At 63.8% G+C, this 26,097-nt stretch carries 25 protein-coding genes; 13 read left to right on the forward strand and 12 right to left on the reverse strand.

All coding sequences use genetic code 11. From position 1 onward, the window contains the following. The 4 genes from BA190_RS15845 to BA190_RS15860 are packed head-to-tail and all read left to right on the forward strand — an operon-like array spanning position 1 to position 3,942. Positions 1-1,017, forward strand: a complete 1,017-nt coding sequence (locus tag BA190_RS15845) for an ABC transporter permease (protein ID WP_068289140.1) — start codon at positions 1-3, stop codon at positions 1,015-1,017. After that, positions 1,017-1,988: an ABC transporter permease gene (locus tag BA190_RS15850; RefSeq protein ID WP_068289142.1), complete on the forward strand. Its 972-nt coding sequence runs from the start codon at positions 1,017-1,019 to the stop codon at positions 1,986-1,988. The genes BA190_RS15845 and BA190_RS15850 overlap by 1 nt, the downstream gene beginning before the upstream one ends. Continuing rightward, positions 1,985-2,944, forward strand: coding sequence for an ABC transporter ATP-binding protein (locus tag BA190_RS15855; protein ID WP_068289148.1), 960 nt, complete (start codon positions 1,985-1,987; stop codon positions 2,942-2,944). Before BA190_RS15850 ends, BA190_RS15855 begins: the two co-directional genes overlap by 4 nt. Positions 2,945-2,952: 8 nt before the next feature. Further along, positions 2,953-3,942: an ABC transporter ATP-binding protein gene (locus BA190_RS15860; protein ID WP_068289150.1), complete on the forward strand. Its 990-nt coding sequence runs from the start codon at positions 2,953-2,955 to the stop codon at positions 3,940-3,942. A gap of 257 nt (positions 3,943-4,199) precedes the next feature. Here BA190_RS15860 and BA190_RS15865 read toward each other — a convergent pair whose 3' ends face one another. Further along, positions 4,200-5,081: a LysR family transcriptional regulator gene (locus tag BA190_RS15865; RefSeq protein ID WP_068289153.1), complete on the reverse strand. Its 882-nt coding sequence runs from the start codon at positions 5,079-5,081 to the stop codon at positions 4,200-4,202. 115 nt (positions 5,082-5,196) lie between these two features. On the opposite strand from BA190_RS15865, the gene BA190_RS15870 reads away from it, so the two are divergent. Continuing rightward, a complete protein-coding gene (locus BA190_RS15870; protein WP_068289156.1) occupies positions 5,197-6,177 on the forward strand; it encodes a quinone oxidoreductase in 981 nt (326 codons plus the stop codon). 128 nt (positions 6,178-6,305) lie between these two features. Here BA190_RS15870 and BA190_RS15875 read toward each other — a convergent pair whose 3' ends face one another. From BA190_RS15875 to BA190_RS15900, 6 genes are all read right to left on the reverse strand, one after another. Next, positions 6,306-7,466 (reverse strand): LysR substrate-binding domain-containing protein, encoded by a 1,161-nt coding sequence (locus BA190_RS15875; RefSeq protein WP_068289157.1) that lies wholly within the window; start codon positions 7,464-7,466, stop codon positions 6,306-6,308. A 321-nt stretch (positions 7,467-7,787) separates the two neighbouring features. Further along, on the reverse strand, positions 7,788-8,486 hold the full coding sequence (locus BA190_RS15880; RefSeq protein WP_068289160.1) for an ABC transporter ATP-binding protein: 699 nt from the start codon (positions 8,484-8,486) through the stop codon (positions 7,788-7,790). After that, positions 8,479-9,267, reverse strand: coding sequence for an ABC transporter ATP-binding protein (locus BA190_RS15885; protein WP_156771532.1), 789 nt, complete (start codon positions 9,265-9,267; stop codon positions 8,479-8,481). The genes BA190_RS15880 and BA190_RS15885 overlap by 8 nt, the downstream gene beginning before the upstream one ends. 11 nt (positions 9,268-9,278) lie before the next feature. Next, a complete protein-coding gene (locus tag BA190_RS15890) occupies positions 9,279-10,466 on the reverse strand; it encodes a branched-chain amino acid ABC transporter permease (protein WP_068289166.1) in 1,188 nt (395 codons plus the stop codon). 3 nt (positions 10,467-10,469) lie between these two features. Next, positions 10,470-11,387: a branched-chain amino acid ABC transporter permease gene (locus tag BA190_RS15895; protein ID WP_068289169.1), complete on the reverse strand. Its 918-nt coding sequence runs from the start codon at positions 11,385-11,387 to the stop codon at positions 10,470-10,472. A gap of 45 nt (positions 11,388-11,432) precedes the next feature. Then, on the reverse strand, positions 11,433-11,642 hold the full coding sequence (locus BA190_RS15900; RefSeq protein ID WP_068289172.1) for a hypothetical protein: 210 nt from the start codon (positions 11,640-11,642) through the stop codon (positions 11,433-11,435). On the opposite strand from BA190_RS15900, the gene BA190_RS15905 reads away from it, so the two are divergent. The 8 genes from BA190_RS15905 to BA190_RS15940 all read left to right on the forward strand — a co-directional run bounded on the left by BA190_RS15905 (position 11,641) and on the right by BA190_RS15940 (position 19,118). After that, on the forward strand, positions 11,641-12,774 hold the full coding sequence (locus BA190_RS15905) for a branched-chain amino acid ABC transporter substrate-binding protein (RefSeq protein WP_068289175.1): 1,134 nt from the start codon (positions 11,641-11,643) through the stop codon (positions 12,772-12,774). The genes BA190_RS15900 and BA190_RS15905 overlap by 2 nt on opposite strands. A 188-nt stretch (positions 12,775-12,962) precedes the next feature. Then, positions 12,963-14,417: a 4-hydroxyphenylacetate 3-hydroxylase family protein gene (locus BA190_RS15910; RefSeq protein ID WP_068289178.1), complete on the forward strand. Its 1,455-nt coding sequence runs from the start codon at positions 12,963-12,965 to the stop codon at positions 14,415-14,417. A 23-nt stretch (positions 14,418-14,440) separates the two neighbouring features. Beyond that, positions 14,441-14,860 carry a RidA family protein gene (locus BA190_RS15915; RefSeq protein ID WP_082979771.1) on the forward strand — a complete coding sequence of 140 codons (420 nt, stop codon included), beginning with the start codon at positions 14,441-14,443 and terminating at the stop codon, positions 14,858-14,860. 11 nt (positions 14,861-14,871) lie between these two features. Continuing rightward, complete coding sequence (locus BA190_RS15920) at positions 14,872-15,549, forward strand: DUF1028 domain-containing protein (protein ID WP_068289182.1); 678 nt, start codon at positions 14,872-14,874, stop codon at positions 15,547-15,549. Between the two features lie 61 nt (positions 15,550-15,610). After that, positions 15,611-16,780, forward strand: a complete 1,170-nt coding sequence (argE, locus tag BA190_RS15925; protein ID WP_068289185.1) for an acetylornithine deacetylase — start codon at positions 15,611-15,613, stop codon at positions 16,778-16,780. Positions 16,781-16,937: 157 nt separating this feature from the next. Continuing rightward, positions 16,938-17,897: a LysR family transcriptional regulator gene (locus tag BA190_RS15930; RefSeq protein WP_068289188.1), complete on the forward strand. Its 960-nt coding sequence runs from the start codon at positions 16,938-16,940 to the stop codon at positions 17,895-17,897. A gap of 47 nt (positions 17,898-17,944) precedes the next feature. Continuing rightward, complete coding sequence (locus BA190_RS15935) at positions 17,945-18,688, forward strand: glutathione S-transferase family protein (RefSeq protein WP_068289191.1); 744 nt, start codon at positions 17,945-17,947, stop codon at positions 18,686-18,688. Beyond that, entirely contained in the window at positions 18,681-19,118 is a 438-nt protein-coding gene (locus BA190_RS15940) for a thioesterase family protein (protein ID WP_068289194.1), read from the forward strand. The genes BA190_RS15935 and BA190_RS15940 overlap by 8 nt, the downstream gene beginning before the upstream one ends. Before the next feature lie 28 nt (positions 19,119-19,146). On the opposite strand, the gene BA190_RS15945 is transcribed toward BA190_RS15940, so the two are convergent. The 5 genes from BA190_RS15945 to BA190_RS15965 all read right to left on the reverse strand — a co-directional run bounded on the left by BA190_RS15945 (position 19,147) and on the right by BA190_RS15965 (position 26,061). Beyond that, positions 19,147-20,250: an RHE_PE00001 family protein gene (locus BA190_RS15945; protein ID WP_245314745.1), complete on the reverse strand. Its 1,104-nt coding sequence runs from the start codon at positions 20,248-20,250 to the stop codon at positions 19,147-19,149. 353 nt (positions 20,251-20,603) lie between these two features. Next, positions 20,604-21,830 carry a plasmid replication protein RepC gene (gene repC, locus BA190_RS15950; protein ID WP_068289200.1) on the reverse strand — a complete coding sequence of 409 codons (1,227 nt, stop codon included), beginning with the start codon at positions 21,828-21,830 and terminating at the stop codon, positions 20,604-20,606. 154 nt (positions 21,831-21,984) lie between these two features. Further along, positions 21,985-22,977 carry a plasmid partitioning protein RepB gene (gene repB, locus BA190_RS15955; protein WP_068289203.1) on the reverse strand — a complete coding sequence of 331 codons (993 nt, stop codon included), beginning with the start codon at positions 22,975-22,977 and terminating at the stop codon, positions 21,985-21,987. A 79-nt stretch (positions 22,978-23,056) separates the two neighbouring features. Further along, a complete protein-coding gene (repA, locus tag BA190_RS15960) occupies positions 23,057-24,268 on the reverse strand; it encodes a plasmid partitioning protein RepA (protein WP_068289206.1) in 1,212 nt (403 codons plus the stop codon). Positions 24,269-25,251: 983 nt separating this feature from the next. Next, complete coding sequence (locus tag BA190_RS15965; RefSeq protein WP_068289209.1) at positions 25,252-26,061, reverse strand: alpha/beta fold hydrolase; 810 nt, start codon at positions 26,059-26,061, stop codon at positions 25,252-25,254. Between the last annotated feature and the right edge of the window lie 36 nt (positions 26,062-26,097).

The following is a 26,097-nucleotide window of genomic DNA, read 5'->3' on the forward strand; positions in this document are numbered from 1 at the left end:
ATGGCGAACGAAGCCATTGCCATACCGTACAAGACGCGAGGGCCCTGGGCCCTCGCTTTCGTGAAGCTCAGGCGCAACCGGGCGGCGATGGCCTCCCTCGCGCTCTTCCTCCTGATCGTGATCGCCTGCCTCAGCGCACCGCTCTATGCGCGCTGGGCGGGGGTGGATCCCTTCGCCTCGACGCTCGACGCCGTCATCCAGATCGACGGCGCCGAAGTCCCGGTGATGGAGCAGTCGACGGAGGGGCTCGGGCTCGGCTACACGCCGATCGGCCCGACCTGGCGGCTCGGCACTTATTTCCTCGGCGCCGACGGCCAGGGCCGCGACGTCATGGCACGGCTTCTCTATGGCGGCCTCAACTCGCTGATGATCGCGGGGGCCGCCACCATCTTCACGTTGATCTTCGGCACGGCGGCGGGCCTGAGCGCCGGCTATTTCGGCGGCATCGTCGACACCGTGCTGTCGCGCTTCCTCGACGTGTTGTGGGCCTTCCCCATCTATCTGCTGGCGATATCGCTTTCCATCGTCACCATCGCACAGGGCATTTCCATCGGCCCTATCGTGATCGAATCCGGCAGCCTGTGGCTGCCGATCATCATCATCGGCATCGTCTACGTGCCCTATGTGGCGCGGCCCATCCGTGGGCAGGTGCTGTCGCTGCGCAGATCCGAATTCGTGCTCGCCGCCATCAATCTGGGCGTACCGGGACCGCGCATCCTCTGGCGCGACATCCTGCCCAACATCACCACGACCCTGATCGTCTTCGTACCGCTGATGATGGCGCTGAACATGCTGACGGAATCGGCGCTCTCCTTCCTGTCGATCGGCGTGCAGCCGCCGGCGGCGAGCTGGGGCACCATCATCCAGGACGGGCAGGCGCTGCTCTATACGCGCCCTGCGGTCGCCCTGGCGCCGGGCATCATCATCGCCCTTTCGGTGATGGCGCTCAACGTCTTCGGCGACGGCCTGCGTGACGCGCTCGACCCGCGTTCCAAGGTTCAATTGGGGCGCGACTGATGATCTATGCCATCCTGCGCCGCTTCGGCCAGATGCTGTTCGTGATGTTCGGCATCTCGGTCATCGTCTTCCTGATCTTCTTCGCCACGCCCGGCGCCGATCCGGCGGCGCGCATCGCCGGCCGCAACGCTTCCCCCGAGGTACTGGCGGCGGTGCGTCACAATTTCGGCTTCGATCAGCCGCTCTATGTCCAGTACGGCCTGATGATGCAGAAGATCTTCATCACCGGCGACCTCACCTCCTTCGTCAATCGCGGCTGGAAGGTGGTGCCGGCCGTGCTGGATTCCATTCCCGTCACGCTCTCGCTGGTGTTCGGCGCGGCCGTGCTGTGGGTCGTGGTCTCCGTGATCATCGGCATGGTCGCCGCCGCCACCCGCAACAGCTGGATCGACAGGCTCTTGATGGCGGCAGGGCTGATCGGCATTTCCATGCCGGTCTACTGGCTGGGCGAGGTGATGAACCTGATCACCCAGAGCCGCTACCATGACACCTGGCTGTTCGGCTGGGTGCCGCCGCTCGGCTACAAGAACCTCCTCGACGATCCCAAGGGCTGGTTCCTCACTCTGGTCATCCCCTGGGTCACGCTCGCCGTGCTCTACATCGGCATCTATGGACGCGTGCTGCGGGCGGCGATCATCGAATCCCTGCAGGAAGACTATATCCGTACCGCCCGCGCCAAGGGCCTGTCGGAGACGCGCATATTGCTGCGCCATGCGCTCAGGACCTCGCTGATTGCCTTCGTCACCTTGTTCGGCCTGGATTTCGGGGCGCTGGTGGGCGGCTCCGCCTTGCTGACCGAGGTGGTGTTCGGCCTGCACGGCATCGGCAAGCTCACTTATGACGCGCTGCAGAACCTCGATCTGCCGATGATCATGGCAACCGTGATGTATGCCTCCATGTTCGTGGTCGTGGCCAATGCCGTCGTCGACTTCGTCTATATTCTCCTCGATCCGCGCGTGAGGACGTCATGATGCTGTCCGTACGCGACCTGCGGGTCTCCTTCCGCACCGATGACGGCCTGGTCCGTGCCATCGACGGCGTTTCCTTCGACCTCGCCGAAGGCGAGATCCTCGGCGTCGTCGGCGAATCCGGCTCCGGCAAGACCGTGTCGCTCCTGGCCGTGATGGGCCTGATCACCGACCCGAATGCGAAAATCGAAGGTTCGATCCGCTACAAGGGCCGGGAACTGGTCGGCCTGCCCGCCCGGGAGCTGCGGCGCCTGCGCGGCAACGAGATCGCCATGATCTTCCAGGACCCGATGACGGCGCTGACGCCGGTCTACACCATCGGCTGGCAGATCGCCGAGCAGATCCAGGCCCATCGCAGGGTCAGCAAGGCCAAGGCGCTGGAACGCGTGGAGGAATTGCTGGCGGAGGTGAACTTCCCCAATCCGCGCGAGGCGATGTCGCGCTATCCCCACCAGCTTTCCGGCGGCATGCGCCAGCGCGCCGTGATCGCCATGGCCCTGTCCTGCGACCCGGCCTTGCTGGTGGCGGACGAACCCACCACGGCGCTCGACGTCACCGTGCAGGCCGGTATCCTCGATCTCGTGCGCAAGCTGCGCTCGACCCATAATTCGGCCGTCGTCTTCATCACGCACGACATGGGCGTGGTCTCCGAACTCGCCGACCGGGTCATGGTGATGTATGCGGGCCGCGTGGTGGAGCGCGGCAGCCGGGCGGCGTTGTTCTCCGAGCCGCGTCATCCCTATACGCGGGCCCTCCTGGGCTCGATCCCGCCGCTGACCGGCGAGAAGCCCAGACGCCTGCCGGCCATTCCCGGCTCGCCGCCGTCACTGCTCAGGCTGCCGCAGGGTTGCGCCTTCGGCCCTCGCTGTCCGGTACGCTACGAGCCCTGCCAGGCAGACAAGCCCGGTCTCGGCAGCGGCATGCACGCCGCCGCTTGCTTCCGGGTGGCGCAAGCATGAGCGGACAAATGACAGACAGGAACCAGCCGATCCTCGAAACGCGCGCGCTCGGCAAGCGCTTCTCGATCGGCAGCCGCTTTTCCTCGGAAGGCCGGCGCACCGTCCATGCGGTCGACAACGTCTCCCTCACCGTGCGGCGTGGCGAGACCGTCGGGCTCGTCGGGGAATCGGGCTGCGGCAAGTCCACTTTGGCCCGTTGCCTGGTCCGGCTCTACGACATCTCCGATGGCCAGCTCATCTTCGAGGGCGACGACATCACCGGCAAGTCGCTGGCCGAGCTCCGTCCGCTGCGGCGCCGGCTGCAGATGGTGTTCCAGGACCCATCGGCTTCGCTCAACCCGCGCCGGCGCGTCGGCGACCTGGTGGCGGAGCCGCTGCGCATCCACACCAGGCTGTCCTCCGCCGAGATCACCAAACGCGTGGCGGAGCTGTTCGATCTCGTCGGGCTGCTGCCGGATCACGTCATGCGCTACCCGCACGAATTCTCCGGCGGCCAGCGCCAGCGCGTCGGCATCGCCCGCGCCATCGCGCTCAATCCGGACCTGGTGGTGCTGGACGAACCGGTCTCGGCCCTCGACGTGTCGGTGCAGGCACAGATCGTCAACCTCCTGGCCGATCTCCAGGAGAAGCTGAACCTCACCTATGTCTTCATCGCCCACGACCTGTCGGTGGTAAGGCAGGTCTCGACCCGGATCGCGGTGATGTATCTCGGCTCCATCGTCGAGGAAGGGCCGGCCGAAGAGGTGTTCTCCACCCCGGCGCATCCCTACAGCCAGGCCCTGATCTCGGCGGTTCCCATCGTGGAGACCACGCCAAGCGGCACGCGCAAGCGCATCATCCTCACCGGTGACGTGCCGAGCCCGCTCAAGCCGCCATCGGGCTGCCGCTTCCACCCGCGCTGTCCGGTCGCCCAGGACCGCTGCCGTACGGAGCGCCCGCAGATGCGGGACTACGGCCCCGGCCGCAAGATCGCCTGCCACTTCCCCGTTGCTTCATAGGTCCTCCCTTCAGGGTCCTTGAAAAAACGGGAGCAAGGCCAGATAGGGCGTCGCGACCCCTCATCCGCCCCTATGGGGCACCTTCTCCCGCAAGGGGAGAAGGGACCGGCTGGCGTGGCGCCTTCCAAACTGATTCCCTTCTCCCCTTGCGGGAGAAGGTGCCGGCAGGCGGATGAGGGGTTGCAGCACTTCAGGCCTCGTCGTCCTAAAAAAGGGACTGCCTCTTACGGCAAACTACACAAGGGTTTGTGCTGCCCTCATCCGAAGCGGGTGACGGCGAAATCGACGAAGGAGCGCAGCTTCGGGGTGATCCGGCGATCCGGCGCATAGAGGATGTGCATGACCCGCGGCGGAGCCTCGTAGCCCGGCAGCAGCCGGATCAGGCGGCCGGATTCGATCTCGCTTTGCACCAGGGACGACGGCTGGAGCATGATGCCGAGGCCGGCCAGGGCCGCCGTGAGCAGGGCCTGGCCATTATTGGCCAGGAAGCGATAGGAGAGCTCGACCGTTTCCAGGCCGTCGGGACCGGCAAAGCGCCATTGGTCGCGCGTATTGCCATGCATGAAACCGAGGCTTTCATGGTCCTCGAGGTCGGCCGGCCTCGCGGGATGGCCATGCGCCGCAATATAGGCCGGCGCCGCGCAGACGGTGAAGGTCATCGGCCGCAGCGGCCGGGCGATCAGGCTGGAATCGGCCAATGGGCCGACGCGGAACACGGCGTCGTAACCCTCGTCGACGAGATCGACGACGCGATCGGACAAAGTAAGCTCGACATCGACCTCGGGGTTGGCGGCCAGATAGTCCGGCAGGACATTGGCGAGTTCATGCGCCCCGAAGGTCACGGGGGCATTGACCCGGATCTGGCCGCGCGGGGTCGCCCGCGTCTCGGCGGCCAGCACCTCGGCCGCCTCGACCTCGGCCAGGATGGTGCGGACCCGCTCGTAATAGCTTCGCCCGATCTCGGTGACGCTCTGGCGCCGGGTCGTGCGGTTGATCAGCTTGACGCCGAGGTGATCCTCCAGCAGGCGCACATGCTTGCCCACCATCTGCGAGGACATCGACAACGCGTTGCCGGCCGCCGAGAAAGAGCCTGCCTCCACGGCCTTGGCGAACACACCCATGCTGGTGAAGCGGTCCATCAATTTGAAACCATTCGTTTCAAGTCTAGCGATCAGCTCCCCATTTATCACGAAATTCCATGAGATCATAACAGACAGCGACACCGCAATACGGTCCACCCAGGAGATAGCGTTCATGTCCGCCCAACGCAGAGTCGTCGTCGCCGAGTATGGCGCGCCCACCGTGATGAAGCTCGAGACACGGGACCTGCCCGCGCCGGGCGCCGGCGAAGCCCAGGTCAGGCACACGGCGATCGGCTTCAATTTCATCGACATCTACCAGCGCAAGGGCATCTATCCGCTGCAATTGCCGAGTGGGCTCGGTTTCGAAGCCGCCGGCGTGGTCGAGGCGGTCGGTCCCGGCGTCGGCGACGTCAAGGTCGGCGACAGGGTGGCCTATATCAATGCAGGCCTGGGCGCCTATGCCGACAGGCGCAATGTCGCGGCCGACAAGCTTGCCGTCCTGCCCGCCTCGGTCAGCGACGAGGCGGCGGCCACCTTGTTCTTCAAGGGCATGACGGCGCAATACCTGCTGCGCAAGACCCATGCCGTCCAGCCGGGCGATCTCCTGCTGGTCCACTCGGCGGCCGGAGGCGTCGGCCAGATTCTCAGCCGCTGGGCCACGGCCCTCGGCGCCACCGTGATCGGCACCACCGGCTCGCCCCAGAAGCGTGATGCCGCCCTCGCCGCCGGCTGCAAGGCCGTGATCGATCTCAACGATCCCGCTTGGCCCGAAGCCTTCCTGCAGGCGACCGGCGGCCGCAAGGCGCGCGTGGTCTATGACGCCGTCGGCAAGGATACGCTGATCAAGTCGCTCGACTGCGCCGCCTCCTTCGGCCTGGTGGTCTCCTACGGCGCGGCCTCGGGCCCGGCGCCCGCCATTGACCTCGACCTGCTCAACAAGAAGGGCGGCCTGTTCATCACCCGACCCTCGGTGTTCGCCCACAATGCCGACAGCGCAAGCTTCCGCGCCAATGCCGCCGATTTCTTCGATGCGGTCGCCAAGGGGCATGTGAGTGTGGACATCGGGCAGCGGTTCTCGCTCGACGAGATCGCCAAGGCGCATGAGGTAGCCGAGGCCCGCCAGGTCGTCGGAGCCATCCTGATCACGCCGTAGGAAGGCAGGGTTTTGAGATGACGGTTGGGCGAGATGATCGACCCAACGGGCAAGCGTGACGCTTGTGGCCCTTCTCCCCCGTAAGAACGGGACGAAGGGCCGGCTAGCCTCGCGCCTTTCGCCCCACTTCACCGCCTGGCAAAGCGCCTGGCGCACAGATCGGCGAAATGCCGGGCCGCGGGCGAGAGTTCGCGCTCGGCGCGATGGGCGAGCACAATGCGGTTTTCGCGATGCTTGCCGGTCAGGGGGCGGGTCACCAGGTTGAGCCCGTCATAGCTCATGTCGGAGGCCGGCTTGGTCGCCAGGATCGAATAGCCGAGGCCATGGGCCACCATGCCGCGCACCATCTCGAAGGAGATCGAGCGATAGGCGATCAAGGGCTTGATGCCGGCATCCTCGAGAATGCCGGTGAAATAGTCGCGGCTGGGCGGGGCATCGAGCAGGATCATCGGCTCGGCGGCGAGGTCCTCGGGCGCCACCTCGCTCTGATGGCAGAGCGGGTGGTCGGCGGCGAGCAGGACATAGGGCGTCAGCTCGCCCAGGGACAGTTTTTCGAATTCCTCGCCCAGGTCGAAATCATAGAGCAGCGCCAATTCGCTCTCGCCCGCCAGCAGGCTTTCGCGCAGGCGGCGATGATCGCCCTCGATCAGCTTGACGCCGATCCCGCCCATCTCGCGGATGAGCGAAGGCATGAGATAGGGGCCGAAGGTGTGGAAACAACCGATCACCAGCTTCGCCGTCTCGCCCGCCAGGGCCGCGCGCAGCGAACTCGCCCCCTCGATCCGGTTCGAGGAGCCATAGGAACGATTGGCATAGATCAGCGGCGAGCCGTGGCGGGAAAGATGGATGTCGCGCACCTCGCACAGGAAGATATGGTGCGTGCCGACCTTCTCGCTCGACAATAGTTTGCAGTCGAACGCCACCAGGGGATCGGCGATGCGCGGCGCACCGGTCGATGCCGTCACCCATTCGGTGCATTCGAACTTGTCGCCGATCTCGTCGCGGAAACGCCCGGCGAAGACATCCGAGATATAGGACTGGTCGTCGCGCAGGACATTGACGCAGAGCACGCCGTTCTCGACGATCTTGGCTGCCGCCGGGCTGAGATGGTGGACGCAGACCAGCATGGTCGGCAGCTCCGTATCGGCCGAGACGGAAGCCATGGCCGAGACGGTCACCCCTGCCCGGCCGGCGGGCCCGTCGGTGGAGACCACGTTCACGGTGCAGGCGGCCTGGCTCATGCCGCCGAGAAACTTCTCGCGCACCTTCGGATCGATCCCCACGCCCATCCGCGCTCTCCTTTGGTCTCAAGAACCTGACTCAAAATTCACAACGAGGACGAGATAGGCTCCACTTTTGTCATGCCCGGGCTTGACCCGGGCATCCAGACACCGCACCCCGTTGCGATTGCGGCCAGCTGGATCACCGGGACAAGCCCGGTGATGACAAGAAGTCCTGGTTTCCGTAACTTTTCGGCTGGCGTCTCGACGCTGTCACCCCGGCCGTCCAGGCCAACGATCCTTCCGGAAATCGCCGGCGCTGGAAAATATGGATTTCCGCTGCACGGGTTCAGAAAAGCCGCAGCGCGCCCTAGGTTGGCAGATGTCCGCCTAGAGATAGAGGTGATGCACCGTGTCGTTGGCGAGCAGGTCCTTGCTGGACCCCGTCACCGCGATCTGGCCACGCACCAGGAGGTAGCCGCGATCGGCGATCGAGAGCGCAGTCTCGGCATTTTGCTCGATCAGGAGCACGGTCTTGCCCTCGTCGCGGATGCGCCCGACGATGTCGAAATATTCGTCGATCAGCTTGGGGGAGAGGCCGAGCGAGGGCTCGTCCATCACCACCAGCTGCGGATTGCCGATCAGGGCGCGGGCCAGGGCCACCATGGCCTGCTCGCCGCCTGACATCGTCCCCGCGCCCTGCGCCAGCCTCTCGCGAATGCGCGGAAACAGGCTGGCCATCGCCTCCAGCCTGTCCTCGAACGGCACCCGGCATTTGGAGGCGTCGAAGGCGAGCTTGAGATTCTCCCGCACGTTCAGGGTCGGAAAGAGCCGGCGCCCTTCGGGGACGAAGCCGACGCCGAGGGCGGACAGGCGTTCGGTTCCCACCGCCGCCACATCCTTGCCCGCAATGCCGATCGACCCCGCATCGAGCCTGATGAGGCCGCAAATGGCGTTGAAGGTCGTGCTCTTGCCGGCGCCGTTCGGCCCGAGCAGGCAGACCAGCTCGCCCTTGTACACCTGAAGCGAGACGTTGCGCAGCATGGGCACCGGCCCGTAGCTGGTCGAGACGGATTTGAGCTCAAGCATGGCCGGCCTTGTGTCCGAGATAAGCTTGCTGGACGCGCGGCAGCTGCCGCACCTCCTGGAAATCGCCGTCGGCGATCTTCCGGCCGTAATCGATGACGGCAACCCTGTCGGGCAAAGCCCTGACCAGGCGCATGTCGTGCTCGATGATCAGGAAGGACAGGCCGGCGCGCCGGGCCATGACGGAGCGGATGCTGGCCATCAGGGCGTCGGTATCGCGGTCATCCATGCCGGAAGACGGTTCGTCGAGCAGGATCACTTTCGGATCGGAAGCCAGCGCCCGGGCAATCTCCAGGCGGCGGCGATCGGCCTGGGGCAGTGTGCCCGCCAGCGTATGACGCCGCTCATAGAGGTCGGGCGAGATGGAGCGGATCAGTTCGCCCGCGCGCTCCGCCGCCTCGTCGAGCTCGGCCCGCGCCTTGCCGGGACGCAGCAGGGCGGTGAGCACTCCGGTGCGGGTCCGGCAATGCATGCCGATCACCACATTGTCGACCAGCGTCAGATCGTTGAACAACCGGCTCGACTGGAAGGTGCGGGTGATGCCGGCGGCCGCGATGCGGTGGGCGGGGTTGCCGGTGATGTCGCGTCCCTCCAGCGCCACCGTGCCCTTGGACGGCCGGTAGATGCCGGTAATGACGTTGAACAAAGTTGATTTCCCCGCCCCGTTCGGCCCGATGATGCACAGGATCTCCGAGCTGTTGAGGCGGAGGTCGACGCCGTCGACCGCCGTCAGCCCGCCGAAGCGGATGGTGAGGTCGCGCGTCTCCAGAAGCGCCTCGCTCATGACCGGCTCCCTCATGGCCGGCCCCCATAATTGCGCGCGCGCTGCGGGAAGAGCCCCTGGGGCCGCAGGATCAGGAAGGCGATCACGATGATGCTGACGAAGAGCAGGCGGTAATCGGAGAACACCCTCAGCTTCTCCGGCAGCAGCGTCAGCAGGAAGGCGCCGATGATCACGCCGAGCGTGTTGTCCATGCCGCCCACGATCACCATGGTCATGATGGTGACCGACACCACGAAGGTGAAGTTGTCGGGCGAGATATAGCTGACATAGAAGGCATAGACGGTGCCGGCGAACGCGGCCAGGAAGGCATCGACGCCGAAAGCCAGGATCTTGTACCAGACCACGTTGATGCCCTGGCAGCGCGCCGCGAGCGGATCGGCCCTCAATGCGTTCCAGGCCAGGCCCACCCGGCTGTGGTGGAGGCGTCCCGCCGAGAGGATGGCCAGGCCCACCAGCGCCGCCGAGAGATAGTAGAAATTGGCCTGGCTCGGCAGCTTGTAGCCGAAGACATAGAGCGGCTTGATGAAGGAATGCCCGAAGAAGGTCGGGGCGGGGATGCCGACCAGGCCGTTGGGACCGCCGGTCCAGGACAGGTTGTTGAGCAATTGCTGGACGACGATGCCGAAGGCGATGGTCACCAGGGCCAGATAGCTCTCCTTGGTACGCATGGAGGGAAAGCCGAGCGCAAAGCCGAACAGGGTCGCCACCACCGCCGAGATCGGCAGGGTCAGCCAGAAGGAAATGCCGAAATTGATCGCCAGTAGCGCCGAGGTATAGGCACCGATGCCATAGGAGGCACCCGTCGCGAAATTGGGAATGTTGGCGCTGCCGAGCTGGAAGTTGAGGGCGAGCGCAAGCACCGAATAGAGCTGGGCCACGATGAGCAGGTGCAGCGCATAGCTGCTGCCCTGCATGAAGAAGGGAAACGCCAGGACGATGGCGATGCCGAGGAGGGTGGCGACGCCCCGGCATTGCCGGAAGGCTGCGATGATCTGTTCCTCGATCTGCGGCCGGAGCTGCAGGACGGCGAAACCGGCCCCGAGCAGAGCCAGCAAAGCGACGATGATCCAGGTCTGTTCGGCCAGGAGCAGGGCTCCGAGCAGGACGGCTCCGACGAGCTCGACGCCGAGGACGATGGCCAGGGCACCGAGCGACGCGCCGGCACGGGCCTGCGACAGATTATGCGTGGTGGCGGCCATCGCTCACACCTTCTCGAAGACAGGCTTGCCGAGCAGGCCCGAGGGTTTGAAGACCAGCACGCAGATCACCAGCACGAAGATGCAGACCAGGCGATAGGAGGCGCCATCCGCCAGCAAAGCCTGCGCCAGCATCTCGATGCCGGCGATCAGGAGGCTGCCGATGATCGCGCCCTGCATCGAGCCGAGCCCCCCGATCACCGCCGCCGAAAAGCCGATCAGTCCGAGCTGGATGCCGAAATCGAAGCGCACCACACCGGCATGGCTGGCATAGAAGAGGCCGCCGATGGCGCCGACCGCCGAGGCGAGCAGGAAGGTGGCGGCGAACATGCGGCTGGGATTGATCGCCATCAGCCGCGCCGTGTTGCGATCCTCGGCGACGGCCCGGATGCGCATGCCGAGCGGCGTATGCCGCATCAGGGCAAACAGGGCCGCCACCATCGCGATGCACAGGACGATCACCGTGAGGCTGAAGGCCGGGATAGTCAGGCCGAACAGCGAGATCTCGCCTGTCACCAGAGCAGGAAAAGGCTTGGGATTGCTGCCCTGCGGATAGAAGCTGCGGATCAATTCGCGCACCACGGTGCCGAGCGCCACCGTGGCGACCAGGGCCATCATCGCCGGGGCATTGCGGAAGCGGCGGATCACCAGCCAGTCGAGCAGCACGCCGAGCAGGCCGACAAAGGCGATCGCGATCAGGCAGGCGATCAGGGCGGCCTGCACGGTATCGAAGCCGAGCATGCCGCCGGTCAGGACCTGGATCATCGCCAAGGCGACGAAGGGCGCCGTGATCGACACGTCGCCATGCGAGAAATGGATGACATTGAGCACGCCGAACAACAGGCTGAACCCCAAGGCCACCAAGGCATAGATGCTGGCCAGCACCAGCCAGTTGAGCAGATATTGCGCGAGCAGCGCATCCATAGAATTCCCCTCCCGCCTCGTTTGCCGAGTGTCCGGTCTTCTTTTCTAGGCATAGGCGGGGCAGCGATGAAAGCCGGCGCTGCTTAGGCATTTCTGAGGCAGTGCTTCAAAAATTGCGACTTCTCGCTTTCTCAAAAACTTCGCACCCTTGCTCTCGTCTTCGGACAAGCCGACCGGCCACGGGCTCTCAAAGAAGAAGACAAGTCCAGACTTCCTGCCGTGGTCCGGCGCACCATCGAGCAAGGGAAAAGACATGACCATCTTCAACGCACGCCGGCGCCGCCTCCTCGGCAGTGTGCTGCTGGCGACCGCCATGGCCTCGCTGCCGACACTGGCCTTGGCCAAGGACACCATCAAGCTCGGCTTCCTCGGCCCACTCAGCGGCGGCAACGCGCCCCAGGGCCTGGGCGCCCGCAACGGCTTCCTGCTCGCCATCAAGCAGGCCAATGAGGGCAATTATCCCTATACGATCGAGGGCGTGGCGCTCGATGACGCCTCCGACCCGCAGACCGGCGTCTCCGCAGCCATGAAGCTGGCTAATGATTCAGCCGTGGTGGCGGCGACGGGCCATTGGAACAGCCCGGTGGCGCTCGCCACCATTCCCGTCTTCCATCGCTTCGAGATGCCGATGATCGTCTGGGGCGCCATCGGCCCGAAGATCACCGAGCAGAACCTGCCCGAGATCACCCGCGTCACCCCGACCCTGGTGGCCGAGAACCAGCCTCTGGCCGGCTGGGCCTTCAAGACGCTGGGTGCCAAGAAGGTCGCCATCGTCGCCGATACCTCCGACTATGGCGTCTCCAATGCCGACTTCTTCAAGAAGTTCTTCGGCGAGGCCGGCGGGCAGACCTCCTCCACCGACCTGCTTCCCGTGGGCACCACCGATTTTCGCACCATCCTCACCCGCATCAAGGGCGAGGCGCCCGACGCGATCTATTTCGGCGGCGTCATCACCGAGGCCGGCATCCTGCGCAAGCAGATGGCCGAGCTCGGCCTGACCATGCCGATGATCGGCATTTCCGGTTTTTACGATCCGGAATTCATCTCGGTTGCGGGCAAGGCTGCCGAAGGCACCATGGTCAGCTATCCGGCTTCCCAGTCCAACCCGGCTTTGACCAAGATGGAGGCCGACTATAAGGCCCAGAACTATGCCGAGGCACCTAGCCCCTACACCAAATATGCCTATGAGGCGACGCAGATCCTGCTCAAGGTGATCGCCGACAACGGCATCGAGGACAAGGCCAAGCTCGCCCAGGCCATCCGCTCGATCAAGCATGACGGCGTGCTGGGCACCACCTCGTTCGACGATCACGGCCAGACGCAGATCCCGGTCGAGATCGAGATCAAGGTCGTCAAGGACGGCGCCTGGACCACCAAGACGAACTGAGCGGGCGTCCTTCCCACCGGTGCCGGCCGCGGCCGCCGGCACCACCAACCAGCCGCATCACGGGGCAAGCCCTGCCTGCCCCGATCGATGGTTCGCGCCTGCAACAAGGCGGTCACGCAAAGCGGGCCTCACCCGCCGCACACCTCGCGACATGTCTTCATGTCGCTGAAAACTTCGAAGGAAAGACGATGCTCAGAACGGGGCAGCAATACAGGGATTCGATCCGGGACGGTCGGCGCATCTGGATCAATGGCGAGCGCGTCAAGGACGTCACCGTCCATCCCCAATTCAAGCCGCTGGTCGATATCCGCGCGCGCATCTACGATCTCGCGCATGAGGACGCCACTCGCGACATCCTCAGCTATGAGGAAAATGGCGAGCGCTATTCCGTCGGCCTCAAGCTGCCCCACAATCAGAGCGACTGGCACGCCAAGCGCCTGGCCACCGACACCATCCTGGAGGATGTCGGCGGCGTCGTCACCCGCGTCGGCGACGAGACGGCCGGCGAGATGTGGTCGCTCTATGACGGCCAGGACATCCTCAACGAGGTCGACCCGCGCTTCTCCGTCAACATCCGCAACCATATCCAGCGCGTCGTCGACCGCGACCCCTTCCACGTCTCGGCCAATACCGATCCCAAGGGCGACCGTTCCAAGCGGCCGCAGGACCAGGATCCGGACATGCTCCTGCATGTCGTCAAGGAGACCGATGCCGGCATCGTGGTGCGCGGGGCCAAATACGAGACCGCCGCGGCCTATGCCAACCAGGCCTTCACCAAGCCGACCATCGCCAATTGGGGCAATTCGGAGCTGTCCGACTATGCCGTCGGTTTCGTGTGCGACTTCTCCTCGCCGAACCTGCGCTTCATCGCCCGCACCGGCTTTGCCGGCCGCGCCCCGGCGGAGGACTATCCACTCGCCAACCGCTTCGACGAGGTCGACTGCCTGGTCATCTACGACAATGTGCTGATCCCCTGGGAGAACGTACTGTTCTACCAGCACACCAAGGCGGCTGCCTTCATCCGCGCCACGCTGCATCGCTATTCGGCCTTCGCCTTCGTGCAGCGCAACCTCAAGCTTGCCGACATGCTGATCGGCGCGGCGCTATGGAACGTGCGCCAGACGGGCCTCGAAAACCAGCAGGCGGTCCAGGAAAAGCTGGCGACGCTCGCCTGCTACCGCGAAGGCATCAATGCGCATCTGACCGCCTCGATCACCAATGCCGAGAAGAGCCCGGGCGGGCTGCTGATGCCCAACCAGTCCCTCCTGATGACGGGGCGCGTGCATGCCTGCTCGCAGCTTCATCACATGATGCATATCGCCCGCGAGCTCTGCGGCGGCCAGATCTGCGTCACGCCCGATGCCGCCAGCTTCGCCGATGAGGAAGCCGGCGTCTGGCTGAAGAAGTACTACACGCTCAATGAGAACTGGGACAGCAACGACCGGCGCAAGCTGCTCGCCTTCGCCCGCGACCTGCTCAACTCCGACTATGCCGGCCACCGGCTGACCTTCCAGCTCTTTGCCCAGTCGCCGCCCTTCGCCCATCTCGGCGCCGTCTACCGCAATTTCGATTGGAACGATGCCCTGCGCTTCACCAAGAAATCCGCCGGCCTGTCGGACCGCATCCTCACCGCCCAGCGCTAATTCGGCACCCGGAGTACCCGATCATGATCCACAAGCGTCTTCGCCCCTTCAACACCAAGGACACCTATCCCGAGCAGAAGCTCAACACCGATCTCAGCCAGGGCGTGGTCGCCCGTGGCACCATGGTGTTCCTGCGCGGCCAGGTCTCCCAGGACCTCGACACCCGCGAGAGCCTGCATGTCGGCGATGCCCGGGCGCAGGCCCGCAAATCCATGGAAAACATCAAGATGCTGCTGGAGGAAGCCGGCAGCGAAATGGCCCATATCTGCCGCATCGTGGTGTATCTGACCGATATCCGCTACCGCGAGGCCGTCTATCTGGAGATGGGCGAGTGGTTCAAGGGCGTCCATCCCTGCTCCACCGGCCTGGTGGTGCCTGCCCTGGCCCGGCCTGAATGGGTGGTCGAGATCGAGGTGACGGCCGTCATCCCCGACGCCGCCTGAGGGAGAGCCCGATGACCTTCTCGATCTCGGCGCGCTGCGCCCGGACCGGCATGTTCGGCATCGCCGTGTCCTCGTCCTCGCCCTGCGTCGCCGCCCGCTGCGCCCATGCGCGGGCCGGTGTCGGCGTCGTCGCCACGCAGAACATTACCGATCCCCGGCTCGGGCCGAAGGGCCTCGATCTGATGGCCGGGGGGCTGTCGGCCCCGGAGGCCCTCGAACGGCTCAAGGCCGAGGCCCCGCATCTGGAGTTCCGCCAGCTCGCTCTGGTCGACAGCCAGGGCCGCACCGCCTCCTTCTCGGGCAGCCGGACGCTCGGCACCCACCGGGTGGTCGAGGGTGCCGGCGTGGTCGCGGCCGGCAACCTCCTGTCGTCACCGGAAGTGCCCACCGCCATGGTCGCGGCCTTCGAGGCAGCGGCGGAGCAATCGCTGGGCGATCGCCTGATCGGCGCCATGCGCGCCGCGGTGAAGGCCGGCGGCGAGGAAGGCCCCGTCCATTCCATCGGCATGCTGCTGGTGCGGGATGTCGCCTGGCCGGTAGCGGACCTCAGGGTCGACTGGAGCGAAGGCGATCCGATCGAGGACCTCGACCAGCTCTGGCAGCGCTGGAAGGGCGAGATGGAAGCCTATGTCTCGCGAGCCCTCGACCCGAGCAAGGCGCCGAGCTATGGCGTACCGGGCGATCTCTGAGCGGCTATGACAATCGGGGCCCGGTCCAAAGGATCGGGCTCCTTCATGTGGCGATGACAGCATGGCAATCGAACCGACGACACTGGACATTCTCGAGCGCCTGATCGGTTTTGCGACCATCAGCCGGCAATCGAACCGCGAGCTGATCGGCTATGTCACCAGCCTGCTCGACGGCGCCGGCATCGGCTGGGATCTCGTCGAGAGCCCCGACGGCACAAGGGCCAATCTGTTCGCGACCATCGGGCCTGCCGCGGATGGCGGCGTCGTGCTCTCCGGCCACACCGATGTCGTTCCGGTCGAGGGTCAGGCCTGGAGTGCGGATCCGTTCAGGCTGCGTGAACAAGAAGGCCGCTATTACGGCCGCGGCACCGCCGACATGAAGGGTTTCGTGGCGGCGGCCCTGGCTGTTGCTCTGCGAGCGGCCAAGCACGATTTGAAGACGCCGCTTCATCTCGCCTTTTCCTATGACGAGGAGATCGGCTGCGTCGGCGTGCGCAGCCTGATCGATCGGTTGGCAACCGGCAAGATCCACCCTGCCTTGTGCATCGTCGGCGAGCCGACCGGCATGCGGATCGCCACCGGACACAAGGGCAAGGTGGCCCTGCGGGCCTGCTGCACGGGACGCGCCGGCCACTCCGCCTTGGCGCCGACAGCGCTTAACGCCCTGCATCTGGGGGCGGATTTCCTCGGGCGGCTACGCCTTCGCCAGCGCGAACTCGCCGAAACCGGCAGGCGCGACGACCAGTACGAAATTCCCTATACCACCCTCCATGCCGGGCGGATGAGCGGCGGCCAGGCTCTCAACATCGTGCCGGAGTGCTGCGAGATCGAATTCGAGATCCGCAACGTCGCCGGCGATGATGCCAACACCATCATCGCCGGTCTGAGGGATGATGCCGAGGCGATCGTCGCGCCCCTGCGCCCTGCTTTTCCGGAAGCGGCCATCGCTATCGACGAGGTCAATGCCTATCCGGGGCTGGAGACACCCGTCGATTCCCCGGTGGTGACTTTGCTGCGCCTGATCACGCAGAGCCGGGACCCGACCTTCAAGGTGGCGTTCGGCACGGAGGGTGGTTTGTTCCAGGACAGGCTGGGCCTGGCAACGGCGGTCTGCGGCCCCGGCTTCATGGCGCAGGGCCACAAGCCCGACGAATATGTCGATGCCGGCCAACTCGGGCGTTGCGATGCCATGCTGGCAGTGCTGGTCGATCGCCTTGCCGTCGGACTCTGATGACAGGCCGGCCCCTCCCCTGCCCTTTCCAGCCGAGCGGCCAGTTGCCGCTTTGACGTACCGCATCGAACAGGGAATTTTGTCCGGCAGTCACATCCGCCATCCAGGGCCGCAGTGTTGAACCAACCATCCGTGCCGGCCGCGTGAGGAGCACCCCATGCGTTTCACCTTGCGACAATTGAGCTATTTCGTCGCCGCCGGCGAGACCGGCAGCGTCACCCGGGCAGCCGAGCTGGTGAATATCTCCCAGCCCTCGGTCTCGGCGGCGATCTCGCATCTGGAAACCGAGCTGGGCGTGCAGATCTTCGTGCGCCAGCACGCCCAGGGCCTGTCGCTGACCACGCCCGGCAAACGCCTGCTCCGGGCCGCCAAGGAATCCCTGCGCGCCGCCTATGAACTCTATGACGTGGCCAATGCCGCCGGCTCCATCGTGTCGGGTCCGATCAATGTCGGCTCATTCAGGACCTTCTCTTCCCTGATCATGCCGGAGCTCTGGCGCGGTTTCATTTCCAAATATCCCGACGCCCAGATGGTGGTGACGGAGGGCAGCGAGGCCGAGCTGCTGGAAGGCCTGCGCTCGGCGCGGATCGACATCGCGCTGACCTATCAGCTCAATCTGACACCGGACATGAGCTTCCAGCCTTTGGTGGAGATGCCGTCCTATGTGCTGCTGGCTGCGGACCATCGGTTCGCCGGCCGATCGAGCGTCCGCCTGGAGGAGCTGGCGGACGAGCCCTTCATCCTGCTCGACCTGCCGCTCAGCCGCCAATATTTCCTGTCCATGTTCGAGCAGCGCAGCATCACGCCGCGGATCGTCGCTGAAACGGCCAGTCCCTCGACCCTGCGTTCCTATGTCGGCGCGGGCCTCGGCTTCTCCATGCTCACGGTGAGGCCAGTGAACATGATGGCGGAAAATGGCCGCCCCCTCGCCTATGTCGAACTCGAGGGCAATACCTCCCCAATGGTGATGGGGCTGGCCTGTTTGAAGGACATGCGGCGCCCGCGCATCGTCGACGCCTTCGAGGCTCATTGCCGCGAGGTCATCACCGCCGATCATATTCCAGGCATGCGGGGAACTGATTCAGGTCCCTCTCGTGTTATAGCCGATGAGGTGTAATCGATCCTGATTCTCCACCCGGATGCCATTTGTGCATGGGAGGCGGCATGAACGAGCCAAGACTTGCGAACGAGCCGAGACTTATCCTCTACGAACTCGCCGGGTCCGATCCACAGCTCCGCTTCAGCCCGCATTGCTGGAAGATCCGGATGGCTCTGGCCCACAAGGGGCTTCAGGCCGATCGCAGGCCATGGCGTTTCACCGACAAGGAAGCCATCGCCTTCTCGGGCCAGGGGCTGGTGCCCGTTCTCATCGATGGCGCCAATGTCGTTTCCGATTCCTGGCGCATCGCGCTTCACCTCGAAGAGCGCTTTGCCGAGCGCCCTTCCCTCTTCGGTGCGCCGCAAGCGGCAGCCGTGACCCGCTTCGTCAACAGTTGGGCCGATACGGCCCTGCTGCCTGCCATCGCCCGCCTGATCCTGCTCGATATCTACACTATCCTCGACGACAAGGACCGGGACTATTTCCGCGCGACCCGCGAGCAGCGCTATGGCAAGACGCTGGAGCAGGTCGTCCAGGACCAGCAGGTTCATCTCGACAGGCTGCGTCACACGCTCACGCCTCTGCGCCATTTGCTGGGCGGGCAGGCCTTCCTCGGAGGCTTGCATCCCAATTATGCCGATTACTGCGTTTTCGGCATGTTCATGTGGGCCCGCTGCACCAGTGGTGCCACCCTCTTGGCGGCTGACGACACGATCCATGCCTGGCGCGAGCGCCTGCTCGATCTCTTCGATGGTCTTGCGCGCCAGGCTCCCCACCACAAGGCCGTTCCGGAGTTGCCCGATGCCTGACCTGCCTGTTCCGGCAGACTACGAGTTCCTGACCACCGACAAACTGCGCTATGGCGATACGGACCGGCAGGGTCATGTGAACAATGCAGTGTTTGCGACCTTCCTGGAGACGGGCCGGGTTGAACTCCTCCATGATCTCGCCGCCCCCATTGCGGATGCCGGCAGCTCTTTCGTGCTTGCGCGCGTGGTCATCGATTTTCGCGCCGAGGTGCTTTGGCCCGGGACGGTGGAGATCGGCACGAGGGTCAACGCTTTCGGCCGCAGTTCGATCACGCTCGATCAGGCCGTGTTTCAGAACGGGTCCTGTGTTGCGCAGGGGCAGAGCGTCGTGGTGCTCGTCGACAACAGCACGCGCCGCTCCCGTGCCCTTTCCGAAGGAGCCGTCAAGCGCCTGCAGGAACTGAGCGTCCACCGACCTCAACCGGCGTAGCGAACCGCAGACGCCTTGCTGTATTCACTCATATGATCGCCCAGGCCCGATAGCGCCCTCGCCCGGTGATCTCCCTCACGCCCAGTTGTGTAACGAGGTCCTGCGCGGCCCGCGGCGTGATATCGAGTCGCTTGGCGATGAGCTGAGCCGAGGCGAGAGGGGTCGTCAGCATCAGCTCGATCAAGGCCGGCAATTTCGAGGTGGAGCGGCGACCGGCGAGGTGGCGCTCGAGCTGGTGCCGAGCCAGGATCCAGCGGTCGTGGTCCTTCAATCCTTGTTCCGCCGCCGCTGCGATGGCCTGGATGAAAGCCAGGAGCCGCGGACCGGGACCATGGGCAAATCGCGTCTCGCGGGGCAAAGCCCGTAAGCCCACGCATAGACAAGGCAGATGAAAGCGCGCCTTGTCGCGTGCCCGGAGGATGCTCGCTCCCAGCACGCGTCCGAGCCAGGCGGCATATTGCAGGGGCTCGATGGCTTCCCAGGCGAGGATCGCTGCCGCTGCGGCGAGCACCGGTGGCAGCCCCTCCAGCCGCTTGATGTCTTCGCGCCATTCCTCGAGGCGAGCCTCCTCATCCCAGTCGGCATCGTAGATGTCGGGCTTGCGATTGGGCATCGAGGCAATCTCCCCGGCAAGCACGGCCGATGAGCGCGAGACGACCGCGTCGATTGCAGCCAGCTCGGCCGCCCAGGCCTGATCCTCCGATTCATCAGGCCGGACCGATGCGTTGTCTTTTCCCTGTGGCTTGACGTCATCCGCTTCCCGAGGCGTGAGGGGTAATCCCTGCCCGGCCGGTTCCTTGCCGATCAGCGCCGCCAGCCCTTCCGGCGAGAGAGCCCAGTCGCCTGGAGCAGAAGCGATACGCCGCCGAGCTCGCAGGACGGTGTGAGCACGGGTAAGCTCATGGGTCGGTGTGCGCGCGTCCATGGCTGCATCGTGCAGCACAAGGTCTTCGAGATGCACCAATTCGCCGTCGAGCCACAGGCTGCCGGCGGCATCGTAGAAATGGGTGCGCGAGATCCAGCCCTGTCGGATCGGACTGGTACGCAGCCTTTCATCGAGCCGCGCAAGTCCATCCTCCGCAATGGCAAGAGGGACTGCGATTTCGTTCCAGGGTAGCTTTTCGAACTCCAAACCAGCTATTTTCAAAGGCCTGATAACCCTAATGAAAAATCAAATAACGGAACCTAACACACATTTAGCTTCCGCCACATCGAGAAGGACTTTTTCGACACCCGTCGTCGGCAAATGCGTTTCCAGTTCCTACCTTGCGGATATTTAACGCTGCCCGATCTTGAAGCGGAGCCCGCCTTTCTCCATATCCCTGTTGTCGGGAGCACGTCCCCATTCTTCCCCGGTGGGTTGATGGGTTCCCGGGGTTTCCTCCCAAGAGAAACTTCTTGGATGTCTATCCAAGCAGCGGCCGGTTTTCCGGCCGTTTTTTTTTGCAAAGGACATCATTCGTTTCATCCTGGCCATGACGATCGTCAGGTTCGTAAGTGTTGTGGTTCGCGGGCATGGATTTGCGCCATCAGTATGGGACCAAGCGACAATTGTCCTGCCTCAGCCTTGCGGGTGAGGCTGCGCAGGTAACCGCCAGCTGAATTGATATTGGCGGCTCTCTGGACGATGCAGGCGATGACCACGGCAGCCTGTGTTTCACCCATCACGGTTTGTGCTTCCTCCCAGGCGCTTGGACTGATCCGCAGGATGGAGCGGGCCAGGCTGGTGGCCCCGAGGAAATCACGCCAATTGCCGATACCGTTGCGGGTGTAGTCGAGAATATTGGGGCAGGCGCGCAGGACCATGCCGAGGGTGCAGCTACTGTCGAGCGAGGCTGTGCGGCTTGCCGGTGCTGGCTTTGTTGCCTGGGCAATGGGTGTTGCTGGTTCAGAATCAATAAAGGATTCTGGATCTGATTTCTGTATGTGGCGCTCATTGCTGGACTCAATGGCGCTCACTTTTGCAGTTTTGATCTGTATTTCCAATCGGTTGAGGATGTCGTCGGCCAGTGCCGAAAGCTGGTCCGCCAAGGTTTCGAGCTGTTCGAGCGTGGCGCGTCGTGGCATGCTTTCGATGAGGTCGCGATAGAGGGCGTGCAGGTCGAGCCAGATCTGGCCCTCTGCCTTCTCTGGGCTCTCGTGCATTAGTTCCTGTTGTGCGGCGGCGATCATCTTGGAGATGTCGCGCCGGCAGATGGTGATGCGCTCGCGGGCGAGCTTGAGCGATCGGGCGGCATCCTCGACCTCGGCGGCAAGCTGCATGAACTCGTCGGCACGGGCAAGCAGGGGGGCGAGGTCAAAGCCATAGGCGAGCTCAATGCTGCCGCCGCGATTGCGACGGGCGTAGCGCTTGCCGTTGGGGCTGTCGCGCCGGATGATCAGGCCGGCTTCGACAAGGATGGCGAGATGGCGCCGAAGTGTCGAGGCGGGCATGCCGTGGGCGCGGCGGCAGAGCTGCTCATTGGATGGAAACACGATGATGGCTTCGCCCGAGAGCGTGTTTTCGGGATGGAAAGTCAACAATGCGTTGAGAACGGCCAATGCGCGCTCGGAAATGCCGAGACGCATGCGTGCCGTGCACAGGGCCTGGTAGATCTCCCATTTGGGAAATGCGCGTGTGTTTGGACGTGTCTTAGCGATCGCCTGACTTGCAATCTGGGCAAGTGTCAGCGTTCGCCGCCCAAAGGGCGACGTTGCATGATGAATCTGCACTCTCTTTCACCTTATCCAGGCAAAAGAAATCCGCTCGCCGAAGTACGACGCCTGAAACGCTTGACAGTGATTCGCGGAAATGAGATTCTCTGTTTGCTTACGACAGAAAAGGCTTCCGCGCGGCGACGCTCGGGGGCTTTTTTCTTTTGCGGGGTTAATCTCCTGTTTGGTTGCGCTGTTTTGCCTCCCTGAAGGCTTCGTAAAGTGCCTCCAGGTTGGACGAGAGGTAATTGCCGAACTCGCCCGCATCCTTCGATTTGAGCGATAGGCTGAAGGATTTTCCGGTGTTTCGGTAGCTGGCCGCCACGCGTTTGTCCTCCGCAGCCCAGTTGCCGGCCGATTCTGGTGGCGATGCCGTTCGGACCGGCTTGCGTGAGCGCTGGAGATGCGTCAGCAGTCGGTTAAAGCGGGCAGGCGTGTCGAGATGGCGAAAATCTTCCGTGGCGAGAAGCTCCTCCGCCTGGCTGGCTGTGCCAGGCCGTAGAAGGAGTTTTTTGAGTTCTTCCCAGCGGTCGCGGCCGATCGCCTTGGCAGCACCGATTGCCTCGATGATCGAGGGGGGCACGATCTCGACCACCGACAGCATGCGTGAAAGCAGCGTATCATCGACCGTGAGGGCAGATTTGATGGTATCCTTGCTCTGCCCCATCGCGAGCAGCTTGGCGGCAAACAGCGACTTCTCGATGAAGGACAAATCAGCCCTACGGGTGTTTTCCTGGCCCTGGGCGATGATATGGGCGATTTCCTCGACATTCTTGACCACGGCACGCACCCGGATGCCGAGCTCCCGTGCTGCGCGCGCGCGCCGATGACCAAAGACGATCATATAGCGCCCATCGCTGTCCGGGTGGGGGCGGACGAGAATGGGCTGAAGCTGCCCATCCTTCTCGATCCCTTCGCGGAACAGGGCAAATTCCTCCTCGTCGTCTTCGATGCGGTCGGAGACGAAGGAAGCGTCGAGAAGGCTGGGATCGAGCGCGACAATGGTCTCACCGTCGGTGAGACGCTTGGCACTCTCGGCCAGTTCCTCGATCGACAGCATCATGGAGCGCGATGCGCCGCGCGAAGCATAGTCTGAGCGCGTTTCATGCATCGTCCGATCCGCAGCGGGGCCGGTGATGCTCGCTAGAAGATTCTTGCGTGCCAAAGCGCCCTCCCCTGCTCTCGTCCAACATATTGAAAGAATGCGTTTTTTTGCCGGTCTGCACGGCTGTCAAAAATCGGTCTCATCGCCGGCCCCATGCCTTGTGGACCAGAGTGGTGATCTCCTCGTTCACGGCATTGAGAGCCTCGATCGCGCGGTCATAGGTCGATCGGATGAATTGGGAGCGGTCGACTTCATAAAGGGTCTGGTTGGTGATGCCGGCATCCGAAATCGCGGTGGATTTCAGCATGGGACTTTTCAGCATCTGATGGGGGAACAGCGCCTGCATGAAGCCGACCATTTGGGTCTGAGGCCCGTCTATCGGTTCGAAACGGGTGACCAGATATCGGAACCACTGCAGGCGCACTTCCGCCCCCGCCTTGCTGATCGAGCGCAGGACGCCGCCGAGCATCAGCAGGAACTGGCTCATCGACATGACGTCGAGCATCTGGGGGTGGATGGTGATCAGCACCGAAGTCGATGCCGTCAGCGCCGTCAGGGTAAGATAGCCGAGCTGAGGCGGGCAGTCGATCACCACGACATCATAACGATCCTCGACTTCCTTCAGCGCGTTGGTGATGCGCGTGAAGAACAGTCGCCCGTCCGGCGAGGCGCGGTTGGAGGCGGCCAGTGGCGTGTCGTACTCGTATTCCTGCAGTTCCAGATTGGCCGGTACGATGTCGAGGCCGGGAAAATTGGTCGGCCGGATCACCTGCGTGATCGGCTTCCTCTGGTCGTCATAGCGCAGGGCCTCGTAGAGCGAGAGGTTCTTGTCGAGCTCGGGCTGAATGCCGTGCAATGCCGAAAGCGAAGCCTGTGGGTCGAGATCGATGGCCAGCACACGATGCCCGGTCAAAGCGAGGTGCTGGGCAAGATGGGCGGCGGTGGTGGTCTTGCCGCTTCCGCCCTTGAAGTTCACCACTGAGAGAATCTGAAGCTTTTCGCCGGCCCGGCGATGCGGGACATACTTCTTGAAGTCCGCCCGGCCATGCCGGTCGAGATATTGCCGCAGCTCCAGCATCTGCTCGGCCGTATAGCTGCGCCGGCCCGAGCTGGAAGTGGTCGGAATCGGGCCCTTGCCTTCCAGATGCAGTTTCTTGACGTTGGATTGGGTAACGCCAAGGAAATAGGCGACCTCCGCCAGCGAGAAGGAGCGCAGGCTCTTCAGCGCATTTGGCGGATAGTGCTCGACCCGGAGCATGTTAAGCTTGTCCGAGATCAACTCCCCCTGCTGGAGGATGGTCTCGTGAAAGCTGAATGCCTCCAGATCCTGGTTTGAGATCGACATGTTCATCGACTACGATTCTCGGAATAACGCTTTTTCGCATGAAACAACATTTCAAGCGGGAATTATGCCCGATTCTCGCGGAGCGGCAATGAATTTTAGGTTAATGAAAGGTTAACGCCGAAATAGTGTCTCGAATCACCTCCGGCACGGCCTGTTTCGATTCTATCTTTTTGTATTATCGCTGGTTTTTTGCGGTTTGCACGGCTGTCAAAACGCCGGCTGAGGCAGGCGAGAAAAATAAAAGATTTAGGTCGCTGCCTATTGACGGGAATCGAAGTCTGATTCCCGGAGATTCTATCCTCTCCAAAGCAAATATCTCGAGACGAGCGCAGCGCGCTGTGCTTGCGATGGTCAAAGGGCCGGCGATTTCAGGAATGGCGATCTGCAGCTCGCACCAATGCCGATCGATTACGGGTGCTCAGGCGGGGCTTGTGAGCTTTCCTTGGCAGGGCGCGGGTATCCTGTGTGGAAAAGGGGAACGGTCTACCCTGGGGCTCGACTTCTGGCTGCGATGCCAATCTCGGACCCCAGGATGGAATGGGAGTGCCCGAAGCCTCGCATGGAGTTCGGGGCAGCTCCCTGCGATGTCCCCGGCCGATCGATCGCCAATGGGCTAAGGTTGTCGCCGGGCCTGACAGCGCCGCCGGGGCCGTCGTTGCAACCCAGTACTACAGTTGCGTTTGTGCGTTTGCGTGGAGGCGCACTGGATATAGGGAGTATCATCCCCGCTCCATCGGGTGATGGAGCGGAGCTGACTTCCTGGCGGCCGGCGCTTCGTTTCCGAGGTGTCAGACTGAGGCTGCGACCTGCAAGCCCCAGGCGAAAATCGCAACCGTCGTATCAGGCCTGCGTTTCGGAAAAGGGCCGAAGGGGGAGGGAGCGGCGTCGGGTGCCCGATGACGCGAGGGGCGTGCCGCCGGGGGCCGGGCCTGGGCGGCAGATTCCGTGCTTGTCGAGCCTCTGCTCGATCAGCGGAGTATCAACTCTCCTCAAACAGGATCGTCGAGGACGGCAGCGACGATGGCCTCTGGCGCATCTTCCTGAACCAGGTGGCCAGCCCGGGGCACTGCGATGAGGGCGCCGTCGGTGAGGCGTTCGGCTAGCTTGCGTCCCTGGGCGATGGGAATCCAGGCGTCGTCCTCTCCCCAGATGATGCGGGTCGGAAAGTCCGGGCGCCGATAGCGAGCCTCAACCTCCTCGATATAGCGCTGGCTCATCTGCGCGATCTGGCGATAGAAGCCGCTCTGGCCGATGCCGCCCAGCCAGGGATCGCGATAGATCGATAGAGCCTCCTCGCTCAAGGGCTGCGCGACCGCGTTGCCGATATAGGCCGAGACGAGGGCATGGTGAGCATAGGCCGGCAATCCCGCAAAGGCGGCTTCATGGTGGCCGACATGCCGGACGAAGGGAGATCCCTGCGGTGCGATCGCGACGGGATCGACTAGGGTCAGGTCGGAAAAGGCGACATCGTCGAGGAAATGCGTGCGCAGAGCAGTGGCGCCGCCGAAATCATGGGCGAGCACCTGAGGCCGCTCCAGACCCCATTCGCGCAGCATGGCGCCGAGAAGCCGGTTCTGCATGCCGAGTGAGACATCCCTGTCCGGCATGTCGGATTGGCCGTAGCCGAGCAGGTCGTAGAAGAAGATCCGTCGCCTGCGGGCGAGCCAGGGAGCGATGCGGCGCCAGACCTGCGACGAAAAGGGGGTGCCATGCACCAGCACCATAGAGGGACCATCGCCCAGCATACCCCAGGCGATCTGGCTGCCTTCAAAGGTGAAACGGTTGGTAAGCTCCAGCATGGCGCTTCTCCAGAATAACCTCTTTATTGGAATTAT

It is taken from the genome of Labrys sp. WJW (assembly GCF_001676615.1).
GTDB classification, from domain to species: Bacteria; Pseudomonadota; Alphaproteobacteria; order Rhizobiales; family Labraceae; genus Labrys; species Labrys sedimenti.

Bases quoted from the DNA above. Each gene is read 5' to 3' on its own strand.
- BA190_RS15865 (WP_068289153.1), bottom strand. From the start codon at position 5,081: ATGGACCGCTTCACCAGCATGGGTGTGTTCGCCAAGGCCGTGGAGGCA.
- BA190_RS15845 (WP_068289140.1), top strand. From the start codon at position 1: ATGGCGAACGAAGCCATTGCCATACCGTACAAGACGCGAGGGCCCTGG.
- BA190_RS15885 (WP_156771532.1), bottom strand. From the start codon at position 9,267: ATGAGCGAGGCGCTTCTGGAGACGCGCGACCTCACCATCCGCTTCGGC.
- BA190_RS15915 (WP_082979771.1), top strand. From the start codon at position 14,441: ATGATCCACAAGCGTCTTCGCCCCTTCAACACCAAGGACACCTATCCC.
- BA190_RS15920 (WP_068289182.1), top strand. From the start codon at position 14,872: ATGACCTTCTCGATCTCGGCGCGCTGCGCCCGGACCGGCATGTTCGGC.
- BA190_RS15900 (WP_068289172.1), bottom strand. From the start codon at position 11,642: ATGTCTTTTCCCTTGCTCGATGGTGCGCCGGACCACGGCAGGAAGTCT.
- BA190_RS15875 (WP_068289157.1), bottom strand. From the start codon at position 7,466: ATGGGCGTGGGGATCGATCCGAAGGTGCGCGAGAAGTTTCTCGGCGGC.
- BA190_RS15850 (WP_068289142.1), top strand. From the start codon at position 1,017: ATGATCTATGCCATCCTGCGCCGCTTCGGCCAGATGCTGTTCGTGATG.
- BA190_RS15930 (WP_068289188.1), top strand. From the start codon at position 16,938: ATGCGTTTCACCTTGCGACAATTGAGCTATTTCGTCGCCGCCGGCGAG.
- BA190_RS15860 (WP_068289150.1), top strand. From the start codon at position 2,953: ATGACAGACAGGAACCAGCCGATCCTCGAAACGCGCGCGCTCGGCAAG.
- BA190_RS15965 (WP_068289209.1), bottom strand. From the start codon at position 26,061: ATGCTGGAGCTTACCAACCGTTTCACCTTTGAAGGCAGCCAGATCGCC.
- BA190_RS15935 (WP_068289191.1), top strand. From the start codon at position 17,945: ATGAACGAGCCAAGACTTGCGAACGAGCCGAGACTTATCCTCTACGAA.
- BA190_RS15855 (WP_068289148.1), top strand. From the start codon at position 1,985: ATGATGCTGTCCGTACGCGACCTGCGGGTCTCCTTCCGCACCGATGAC.
- BA190_RS15910 (WP_068289178.1), top strand. From the start codon at position 12,963: ATGCTCAGAACGGGGCAGCAATACAGGGATTCGATCCGGGACGGTCGG.
- argE (WP_068289185.1), top strand. From the start codon at position 15,611: ATGGCAATCGAACCGACGACACTGGACATTCTCGAGCGCCTGATCGGT.
- BA190_RS15895 (WP_068289169.1), bottom strand. From the start codon at position 11,387: ATGGATGCGCTGCTCGCGCAATATCTGCTCAACTGGCTGGTGCTGGCC.
- BA190_RS15940 (WP_068289194.1), top strand. From the start codon at position 18,681: ATGCCTGACCTGCCTGTTCCGGCAGACTACGAGTTCCTGACCACCGAC.
- BA190_RS15880 (WP_068289160.1), bottom strand. From the start codon at position 8,486: ATGCTTGAGCTCAAATCCGTCTCGACCAGCTACGGGCCGGTGCCCATG.
- repA (WP_068289206.1), bottom strand. From the start codon at position 24,268: ATGAACATGTCGATCTCAAACCAGGATCTGGAGGCATTCAGCTTTCAC.
- BA190_RS15890 (WP_068289166.1), bottom strand. From the start codon at position 10,466: ATGGCCGCCACCACGCATAATCTGTCGCAGGCCCGTGCCGGCGCGTCG.
- BA190_RS15905 (WP_068289175.1), top strand. From the start codon at position 11,641: ATGACCATCTTCAACGCACGCCGGCGCCGCCTCCTCGGCAGTGTGCTG.
- BA190_RS15870 (WP_068289156.1), top strand. From the start codon at position 5,197: ATGTCCGCCCAACGCAGAGTCGTCGTCGCCGAGTATGGCGCGCCCACC.